This is a genomic window from Halobacterium sp. CBA1126 (genome assembly GCF_009741975.1).
Taxonomy (GTDB): Archaea; Halobacteriota; Halobacteria; order Halobacteriales; family Halobacteriaceae; genus Halobacterium.
The window spans coordinates 1-9,367 of the sequence record NZ_WPCF01000102.1 but is presented as its reverse complement, the minus strand read 5'-3'; the positions used below and the strand labels follow the sequence as shown (position 1 = coordinate 9,367).

At 70.1% G+C, this 9,367-nt stretch carries 9 protein-coding genes, 1 tRNA gene and 1 pseudogene; 6 read left to right on the top strand and 5 right to left on the bottom strand.

Annotated features, from left to right (window positions below; all coding sequences use genetic code 11):
- Nucleotides 1-571, bottom strand: a 571-nt coding sequence (locus tag GJ634_RS12415) for a TVP38/TMEM64 family protein (RefSeq protein ID WP_157503086.1), incomplete at its 3' end; no start/stop codon positions are given.
- A gap of 87 nt (nucleotides 572-658) precedes the next feature.
- On the opposite strand from GJ634_RS12415, the gene GJ634_RS12410 reads away from it, so the two are divergent.
- On the top strand, nucleotides 659-1,027 hold the full coding sequence (locus GJ634_RS12410; protein ID WP_157503084.1) for a DUF5830 family protein: 369 nt from the start codon (nucleotides 659-661) through the stop codon (nucleotides 1,025-1,027).
- On the opposite strand, the gene GJ634_RS16215 is transcribed toward GJ634_RS12410, so the two are convergent.
- The gene (locus GJ634_RS16215) at nucleotides 1,028-1,708 is read right to left on the bottom strand and encodes a hypothetical protein (protein ID WP_231737034.1); all 681 of its coding nucleotides are present in this window, start codon (nucleotides 1,706-1,708) and stop codon (nucleotides 1,028-1,030) included. It lies immediately after the preceding gene.
- 487 nt (nucleotides 1,709-2,195) lie between these two features.
- Here GJ634_RS16215 and GJ634_RS12400 point away from each other — a divergent pair.
- The 3 genes from GJ634_RS12400 (at nucleotide 2,196) to GJ634_RS12390 (ending at nucleotide 3,882) form a co-directional block, all read left to right on the top strand.
- Nucleotides 2,196-2,354: transfer RNA gene (locus GJ634_RS12400), tRNA-Met, on the top strand.
- Between the two features lie 265 nt (nucleotides 2,355-2,619).
- Complete coding sequence (locus tag GJ634_RS12395; RefSeq protein WP_157503082.1) at nucleotides 2,620-2,865, top strand: hypothetical protein; 246 nt, start codon at nucleotides 2,620-2,622, stop codon at nucleotides 2,863-2,865.
- A 48-nt stretch (nucleotides 2,866-2,913) separates the two neighbouring features.
- A complete protein-coding gene (locus GJ634_RS12390; RefSeq protein WP_157503080.1) occupies nucleotides 2,914-3,882 on the top strand; it encodes an aldo/keto reductase in 969 nt (322 codons plus the stop codon).
- On the opposite strand, the gene GJ634_RS12385 is transcribed toward GJ634_RS12390, so the two are convergent.
- Both GJ634_RS12385 and GJ634_RS12380 read right to left on the bottom strand, forming a co-directional pair.
- Nucleotides 3,883-4,800, bottom strand: a complete 918-nt coding sequence (locus GJ634_RS12385) for a DMT family transporter (RefSeq protein WP_331714156.1) — start codon at nucleotides 4,798-4,800, stop codon at nucleotides 3,883-3,885.
- Nucleotides 4,801-4,856: 56 nt separating this feature from the next.
- Nucleotides 4,857-5,330 carry a CBS domain-containing protein gene (locus GJ634_RS12380; RefSeq protein ID WP_331714157.1) on the bottom strand — a complete coding sequence of 158 codons (474 nt, stop codon included), beginning with the start codon at nucleotides 5,328-5,330 and terminating at the stop codon, nucleotides 4,857-4,859.
- Nucleotides 5,331-5,438: 108 nt separating this feature from the next.
- On the opposite strand from GJ634_RS12380, the pseudogene GJ634_RS16210 reads away from it, so the two are divergent.
- Nucleotides 5,439-6,060, top strand: a pseudogene (locus tag GJ634_RS16210) (ribonuclease H).
- Nucleotides 6,061-6,194: 134 nt separating this feature from the next.
- Here GJ634_RS16210 and GJ634_RS12370 read toward each other — a convergent pair.
- A complete protein-coding gene (locus GJ634_RS12370; RefSeq protein ID WP_157503076.1) occupies nucleotides 6,195-8,444 on the bottom strand; it encodes an NADP-dependent malic enzyme in 2,250 nt (749 codons plus the stop codon).
- A 305-nt stretch (nucleotides 8,445-8,749) separates the two neighbouring features.
- Here GJ634_RS12370 and GJ634_RS12365 point away from each other — a divergent pair.
- Nucleotides 8,750-9,367: COX15/CtaA family protein (locus GJ634_RS12365; protein WP_157503074.1), on the top strand; the 618-nt coding region annotated here is incomplete at its 3' end.

Here is a 9,367-nt window from a genome sequence, read left to right as displayed (position 1 = left end):
CGAGCACGCCGCCCGCGACGACGACCGGGTTCACGTCCGTCGCGGCCATCGTGAACGCGTCGAGGCCGCTGCCGAGCGCGACGGTCGCGACGACCCACGGGAGTTCGCCGACCAGCGTCCCGGCGGTGAACGACCGGAGGCTCACGTCGCCGGCGCCCGCCGCGGCCGAGACCGGCTCCGCGGGCGTGGGCGCGAACCGGGCGGCGACCAGCCCGCGGACGTCGCCCGTCGCGGCGAAGAAGCGCTGGCTGCCGTCCGAGAACCGGCCGAACAGCCGGCCGTCCGCGGGCGCGTACCGGCCCGCGACGTACGCCGGCAGGCTCGTGGCGAGCGCGCCCGCGAGCGCCACCGGCACGCCGACCGCGAGGCCGTACTGGAAGCCGACGAGCGCGGACAGCACGCTGATGGGCCAGCCGAGCAGCGGGCGGACCGCGTAGAGGCCGACTAACAGGACGGGGAACCACGGGCTCGCGAGCGCAGCGCGGAGCGCGCCGAGCGCGTCCGCCGGCCGCGCGACGACCGCGAGCGCGAGCACGAGCGTGAGCGCGGCGCCGGCGGCGTACCGTCTCATCGCGGCCTGCTACCCGAGCGGCGGGTTTAGCGTTGTCCCTTCGCGGGTCGCGCAAGCGTTAAGCGCGCGCTCGCCCCACCACGACACATGGGAGACGGCGACGTCGAGGACCCCGTGGAACTCGGGGTGGAGCTGCTCGCGCACCTCGAGTTCGAGTCGCTGTCCGTCGCCGACGCCATCGACCGCATCGAGACCGTCACCACGCACCCGCGGACCACGCGTGAGATTCTCGACGAGGCCGAGCGCCGCGGCGTCGTCGACCGCGAGGACGGCGAGGTGAAGCCGCAGGGCGGCAGCTACGTCTCCTTCCAGTCCGACGTCGTCACGAAAGAGGGGGAGTTCTCGTGCCGGCGCTGCGGCGCGTCCATCGAGACCGGCTACTTCGTCAACTTCGAGCACGGGGAGCTCGGCGCGTTCGGCTCCTCCTGCATCCGGAAGGTCACCGGCCGCGAGTGACTACGCGTCGTCGACGAGGTCGCGGAGCGCCGCGATGCGGTCGCGCTGGGCCTCGATGACGGTCTGCTGCGCGTCGAGGGCCTCGCGCTGGCGCTCGGCGAGTTCGCGCTGGTCGGCCAGCGCGTCCGCGAGCTCCTCGACAGTGGTCTCGAGGTCGTCGAGCTCGGCGTCCAGCTCCTCGGGGTCGACCGCCGGCTCGACCTTCGCGGCGGCCGTCTCGAAGCCGCTGGACGCGAACTCGTCGCCGTCGGCCGCGCGCTCGGTCGGCTCGCCAGTGGTCGCGGCGCCCGCGTCCGAGTTCGCGTCAGTCTCGGTGCTCGAGTCCGCACTCGCCTCGGGTTCGTCGGCGGCGTCGTCCTCGCCGACGCCGCTGGTGTCGATTGGTTCGACGCCGCTGTCGAAGGAGACCTCCTCGGTGGCCGTGCCCGCGTCCTCGTCGACGTTCATGCGCTCGAACTCCTCGGCGCTGGCCGCGTCGTGGTACGCGTAGACGGCCTCCTCGACGGTCTCGTGGACGTCCCGGAACTGCTCGTTCGGCGCCTTGATGCGCTGGGTGCGCTCGGTCGTCTCGAGGACGAGCTGGCTGGAGACGTTCCCCTCCTCGACGTCGATGCCCGTCACGGACTCGTAGCCGATCTCCTCGTAGTCGGTCTCCCAGACGGCCGCGCCGACGTGTTTCACGACGCGGTCGCTGGTGACGACGAGCGTGAGCTCGCTGAACCGGTACGTGCGCTTGACCGTCTCCCCCCGGCTGCGTGACGCCCGCGGCGTTCAGCACGCCCGCGATGATGGGGTGGAGCACGTCGTCGACTTTCCCGGACGGCACCGAGAAGGACTCCTCGCCGTCCAGCCCGTAGTCCAGCGTCACCGACGCCTTCCGGCGCCCCTCGCTGACGTCGACGCCCTCCGCGTCGTGCGGGAACTCGTCGACGCTCTCGTCGCTCAGCAGGCCGTCGGCCGTGTAGACGAGCGTCCGCGTCGGCGTGACGAAGACCGCGTCCTCCCCCTTCAGCGGCACGTGCGCGGCGACGTCCTCGTCCCCGAGCGAGGACTGGACGAGCGCAGGTACGTTCATGTACGCCCGAAGCAACCGCCTCGGCATAAACCCGGCGGGTGCGCCGACTGAGATGAGAACCTTCAAGAGCGACCTCCCCCTAGCCGGTATCGAGCCCGGGTGGCTTAGCTGGTCATAGCGCCGCACTCATAGGGTTCCGAGCTTCGGTGCGGCATCCCACTCGCCACGTGGATGCTCAGCATGTCCGCGAGGCCCGCCGAGCCTCGAACCTGGGACATGCGGAGATCGAGGGTTCAAAACCCTCCCCGGGCACTTTCTACCACACCAAACTGCTAGTGACTGCTCCGGCGTGCTCGGGAGCCGTCGAACCCGCGAAGCCGAAACGCGTCCTCGACAGATGCACACAATTCGAAAAACGGTGCAGATCGAATTATAAACTGTTTCGAACGCTCTCAGCCGGTCGTGAAACGTCTCGAACTCGGGGTCGACGCGGGTGAAACGTACTGAAATTCGGGCAACGGTCGACCCCCTATATGGGGTCGGCGCCAGTAGGGATGAGTAGACGAGGTGAGACCTAATGTCTGCCCCCTCCCGCTCCGCACTCGCCGAGGTCGCATCGGACGCCGTGAACACGCCCGCGTCCGCCACCCTCCTGAAGCCCTTCGAGGTCGCCGGCTTCTGGGCGGCGGTCGCACTGCCGTTCCTCTACACGCCGCTGGTCGTCGCCGGCCCCGACACGACGGCCCAGCAGACCGCGCTCGCCGCGATGGTCGCCCTCCACGTCGTCGCGCTCGTGCTCGGTCACCGCCACAAGACGAACTGACGCCGCGAAGGCGCGCCGCTTAACACAGCCGCCCATCTCGGTCCCCGTATGGGTCTCGACGCTGTTTCGCTCGGCCGCACCGGCCTCCGCGTCTCCGAGGTCGCGTTCGGGACGTGGCGGTTCGGCCGCGAGAACGACGCCGGCGAGGTCGAAGTCGGCCGCGAACGCGCACACGAACTCCTCGACGCGTACGCCGACGCCGGCGGGCGCTTCGTCGACACCGCAGACATGTACGGCAGCGGCCGCGCCGAGCAGTACATCGGCGAGTGGCTCGACGGCCGCGACCGCGACGAGTACGTCCTCGCCTCGAAGATCTACTGGCCGACCCGCGAGGGGCCGAACGGCCGCGGGCTGAACCGCAAACACCTCCGGAACAACGTCGACGCGATTCTCGACCGCCTGGGTACAGAGTACCTCGACGTCCTCTACATCCACCGGTGGGACGACCGGACGCCCGCCCGCGAGTTCATGCGCACGCTCGACGAGTTCGTCCGCGACGGGCGGGTCCACTACCTCGGCGCGTCGACGTTCGAGCCGAACGCGTGGAAGGTCGCGAAGGCCAACGAGATCGCGCGCCGCGAGGGGTTCGAGCCGTTCACCGTCGTCCAGCCGCGGTACAACGCCGTCAACCGCGAAATCGAGGCGACGTACCTCGACATGTGCCGGGACTACGACCTCGGCGTCGTGCCGTGGTCGCCGCTGGCGGGCGGCTTCCTCACGGGGAAGTACTCCCGGGGCGAGCGACCCCCGGAGGGGACGCGGGGCGCGACCGACCAGCAGTTCGTGGACTCGTACCTGACGCCCGCGAACTTCGACGCCCTCGAGGAGGTCGAGGCGGTCGCCGACGAGGTGGGCGCGACGCCCGCGCAGGTGTCGCTGGCGTGGCTGCTCCACCACGAGCAGGTCGTCGCGCCCATCGCGGGCGCGCGGACGCCCGACCAGCTCCGCGAGAACCTCGCGGCCGCCGACCTCACGCTGACCGCCGACCAGTTCGACCGCATCGCGGACGCGAAGTAGCTACCCCCAGGCGGCGCGGACGTTCCGCAGTTCGGCGGCGAGCGCGCGCCGCTTCAGCAGGCAGAACCCCGCGAAGATGACCGCGAAGCCGGCGACCGTGTTCGCGGTGATGGGCTCCGAGAGCACGACCAGCCCGACGACCGCGGCGAAGACGGGCGCGACGTAGCTCACGAGGTTGATCTCGATGGGGCCGAGCCGGTCCAGCAGCTCGAAGTAGACGAGGAAGCCGGCGGCGCTGGCGACCAGCGAGAGGTACGCGATGGCGTACAGCGCGTCCGGGTTCCGGGGAATCGTCTGGGTCTCGCCGCGCGCGAGGCTGGCGGCGTGCATGAGGAGCGCGCCGAGCAGCATCGCCCACGCCTCCATCGTCTCGACGTCGAGGTCGTCGTCGACGCGCTGGGTGAGCACGCTCCCGAGCGCGAAGCACGTCGACGCCGCGAACACCAGCAGGACGCCGACCGTGTTCCCGCCGAGGAGGTTCGACGGGTCGGGGTCCGAGAGCACGACGACGCCGACCAGCCCGAGCAGGAGGCCGACGATGCCGCCGGCGGAGAGCCGCTCGGACGGCAGGAACGCCCGCGCGAACCCGGTCGTGAGGACGGGGCTGAGGCTGACGACGACGGCGGCGACGGCGCTCGTGGTCTGCTGTTCGCCGACGAAGAGGAAGGCGTGGTAGGCGGCGATGATGAACGTCGCGGCGACGGCGACGACCGTCCAGTCCGCCCGCGAGCGCGGCAGCCAGTCGTCGGCGGCGTACGCCGCGTACGCGAGCATCAGCACGCCCGCGACGTCGTAGCGGACGGCCGCGAACAGCACGGGCTCGAAGCCCGCGTCGAGGCCGGCCTTGATGGCGGCGAACGCCGACCCCCAGGCCGCAGCGAGCGCGAGAAACAGCGCGGCGTTCCGGTAGTTGGTCACGCCGAATCTCCGACCGGGGCGACGTTTACGCTTTCGAAGGGGCGCCGTTTTGCCGCCTACCGGTTGCGCTCGGCGTGGAGCGCGCGCAGCACGTCCTGCCGGGTGACGATGCCGACCACGACGTCGTCCTCGACGACGGGGACGCGGTTGACGTCGCGCTCGTCGGCCGCGAGGATGGCGAGCACGTCGTCGACGTCGGCGTCCGGGCCGACCGTCAGCACGTCCCGCGTCATGATCTTCTTGACGGGCTTGCTGGCGTTCTTCGCGAGGTCGAGCTCGGTCTCCAGTTCGTTCCACGAGAGGTCGATGCCGTAGTCGAGGGTCTCGAGGAACGGCGGGAGGCCGATGGGAATCCAGACGGTGTGGTCTTTCGGCTGGAACAGCTCCACGAAGTCCCGCTGGGTGACGACGCCGACGAGCCGGTCGTCGTCGTCCACGACGGGGAAGCCGGTGAAGTCCCGTCGCGCGAGCTCTTGGAGGACGTCGCTGACGTCGTCGTCCTCGTGGACGGTCTCGACGTCTTCGGTCATCAGGTCGCGTGCCTGCATACGGGAGTCGTCGCGGCGACGCCACGTATCGCTTTGGATGCGGGCCGCGACCGGCGGACCGCTTAAGTTCCGGCGCTCGCTACGTACGGTATGGCCATCGTGGGCCGGTCGAAACTCCGAGACCTGTTCGACGACTCGCCGACGCCGCACATCGCCCATCCCCCGCAGTCCCACCGCCGGGACTTCTACGTCGCCACCGACGGCTCGTACTCGCGGGACGGCAGCGGGCTCGGCGTCATCGTCGAGACCCGGGACGGCGAACGGGTCGCCCGCTTCGCGGTCCCCGACGAAGCCCCGAACAACAACGTCGCCGAGTACCGCGCGCTCCACCTCGGCCTGGACGTGCTCGCGGCCCGCGCGCCCCGGGACGCCCGCGTCGGCGTGCTCGTCGACCACAACGACCTCGCGGGCGACGTCAACACCGCCGCGCTCGCCGCCCGCGCCCACGACTACCGCCCCATCACGGAGTTCTCGCCGCCCGCGACCGCGGGCCACCACTGGCGGGGCATCCGCGCCCGCGTCGTCGGCTTCGAGGAGGTCCGCGCGGCGCAGCTGGACAGCAAGTCCAACCCCGCGCACGTGCTCGCGAACGAGCCCGAGCAGTACGGCCACGTCAACGACGAGCCCGCGCGCTGTCTGCTCCCCGAGCGCGAGACCGACGACGCCCAGGTCCCCCCCGCCATCGCGCAGCGACCGCCGCGCCAGCGACTGACCGCCCGCGGTTGCGCGCTCACCGAGCGAGCGCGGCGCCCTCGCTGCTCGCACTCGCCGCACGTCGGCGTCGCGTCCACCGGTTCTACGTCGCTGCGTACGCCGCACGGCAAAAATCCGGGGAAAACTGCGCCGCTAGTCGCTGTTCTGCTGTGCGTCGACGACCGCGACCGCCGCGAGGTTCACGATGTCCTTGACCTCGTCGCCGCGCTGGAGGACGTGGACCGGCTCGCCCATCCCCACCAGCATCGGGCCGATGGCGTCCGCGCCGCCGAGCCGCTGGAGGAGCTTGTAGCCGATGTTCCCGGCTTCGAGGTTCGGGAAGATGAGCACGTTCGCGGGCTGGTCGAGGTCGCTGAACTCGTAGGTGCCCTCGAGGATGTCCTCGACGACCGCGCTGTCGGCCTGCATCTCGCCGTCGACGGGGAAGTCGACGTCGTCCTCGCGGAGCATGCGCGCGGCCTCCCGGGGCTTGCGCGTGCCCTCGTTGTCGACGCTGCCGAAGTTCGAGTACGACAGCATCGCGACGCGCGGGTCGACGTTGAACCGGCGCGCGAGCTCGGCGGTGTGTTCGGCGACCTCCGCGAGCACGTCCGCCTCGGGGTCCTGATTGACCGTGGTGTCCGCGCAGAAGATGACGCGGTTCTTGAACGTCAGCATGTAGACGCCGGCGACGTAGTCGGCGTCGGGCGCGGTGCCGACAACCTGCAGCGGCGGCTTCAGCGCGGACGGGTAGTGGTGGGTGAGGCCGGTGAGCAGCGCGTCGGCGTCCCCGGCTTCGACCATCGTCGACCCGAGGTAGTTCGGGTCGCGTTTCACGAGCGACTTCGCCTCGCTCTCCGTGATGCCCTTGCGCTGGCGGAGCTCGTAGAGGCGCTCGGCGTACTCCTCGTGTTCGCCCTCGTCGGGGTCGACGATGTCGGGGTCGAAGTCGAGGCCGAGCGCGGCGACGACGCCGTCGATGGTGTCGCGGTCGCCGATGAGCACGGGTTCGGCGATGCCCTCCTCGGACATCTGGTAGGCCGCGCGGATCATCTTCTCGTCGTCGCCCTCGCCGAGTGCGACCCGCTTCGGGTCGCTCTTGGCCTTGTTGAGGACGATGCGCATCATCTCGCGGCTCTTCCCGAGGCGCGCCTCCAGCTCCTCGCGGTACTCCTCGAGGTCGAGGTCGCGGCGCGCGACCCCGGACTCGGCGGCCGCCTCCGCGATGGCGGGCGCGACCTCGAACAGCACGCGCGGGTCCAGCGGCTTCGGGATGATGTACTCCGGCCCGAACTGCAGCGGCTGGTCGCCGTACGCCTTCACCACCGCGTCCGGCACGTCCTGTTTGGCGAGGTCCGCGAGCGCCTCCGCGCACGCGACCTTCATCTCCTCGTTGATGTCCGTCGCGCGGACGTCCAGCGCCCCGCGGAAGATGAACGGGAACCCGAGGACGTTGTTCACCTGGTTCGGGTAGTCCGAGCGCCCGGTCGCCATGATGACCGTGTCGTCGCGGGCGTTCTTGGCCTCCTCGTAGCCGATTTCGGGGTCGGGGTTCGCCATCGCGAACACGATGGGGTCGTCGGCCATCGACCGGACCATCTCCTGGTCGACGATGCCGCCGACGGAGAGCCCGACGAAGACGTCCGCGCCCTCCATGGCGTCCGCGAGGTCGCCGCCCTCGCCGGCCGGGCTGGCGAACTGCTGTTTGAACTCGTTGACGTCGCGGTCCTCGGTGATGATGCCCGAGGAGTCACACATCGTGATGTTCTCGCGCCGGACGCCCAGCGAGACGTAGAACTTCGCCGACGCGATGGCGGACGCGCCCGCGCCGGAGAAGACGACGTCGACGTCTTCGAGGTCCTTGTCCGCGATTTCCGCGGCGTTCAGCAGCGCCGCGCCGGAGATGATGGCGGTGCCGTGCTGGTCGTCGTGGAACACGGGGATGTCCATCTCCTCGCGGAGCCGCGTCTCGATCTCGAAGCACTCCGGCGCCTTGATGTCCTCGAGGTTGATGCCGCCGAACGTCGGCTCCATCGCCGCGACGGACTCGATGATGTCGTCGGCGCTCTCCTGGTCGAGCTCCACGTCGAAGACGTCGATGTCGGCGAACCGCTTGAACAGCACGCCCTTCCCCTCCATGACGGGTTTGGAGGCCTGCGCGCCGATGTCGCCGAGGCCGAGCACGGCCGAGCCGTTCGAGACGACCCCGACCATGTTCCCCTTCGCGGTGTACTTGAACGCGTCCTCGGGGTTCTCGTCGATGCGCCGGCACGGCGCCGCGACGCCCGGCGAGTACGCCAGCGAGAGGTCACGCTGGGTGTTCGTCGGCTTCGTCGTCGAGATCTCGATCTTCCCGGGCGGGTCGCTTGCGTGGTAGTCCAGAGAGTCCTCGTCTAGTCCCATGTCGTTGTCTGCCGCGCCGACGGGCAAAAACCTATCCCAACGCGTCGAATGTTGTTACGTCAGTAGTCGAAATAAACGGGGCGGCGTCGCGCTCGGTCGGCGCACGGCTCGCGTTTTCCGTGGTGCGCCACGCTGCTCGCGGCTCCGCCGCTCGCTCCAACGTGGTTCTCGCTCGCCTATCGCTGGCTCACGGCCCCCGACGGTCGCCGCTCGCCGTAACGTGTCCTCGCTGCCACTCGGGCATGCTCGCTCCGAACCACGCGCGATACGACACGCCTACGTACACGCACCTGAAAATCTGAGCTATGGACTGCCGCTCCTACCAGCTCGCGGCCGTGACGACCGCGTTGACGTTCGCGCTCATCCTCGTCGGCGAGTACACCGCCGTCTCCGGGTCGGGCGCGACCTGCGGGCTCCAGTGGCCCGACTGCAACGGCCAGCTGCTCCCCATCGGCCTCCAGGTTCACGACTTCGTCGAGCAGTTCCACCGCGGGTTCGCGATGGTCGTCGGCTTCTTCATCCTCGGCACCGGCGCCGTCTCGTGGCGGCGCTTCGACGAACGCGACGTCAAGGTCGGCGGCGTGCTCGCCGTCGTGCTCCTCCCCATTCAGGTCATCCTCGGCGGCACCACCGTCACCTTCAGCGGGCTCGTCCCGTGGGGGTACATGCCCATCACGCAGGCCGTCCACCACCTCGCCGCGCTCGCCATCTTCGCGGCGCTGCTGTACACCACGCTCCGGATGCGCGAGCTCGTCGGCGTCGGCGTCGGGAGCGTCCGCACCGCCGCGCTCTCCGGGCTCGCGGTGCTCCCGGTCGCGCTGGTGTTCTCCCGGAACACCGTCTTCGCCGTCTACGGCACGCGCGTCCAGCTCATCCACCACGCGCTCGAACTGCTCGTGTTCACCGCCGCGCTCGCCGCGCTC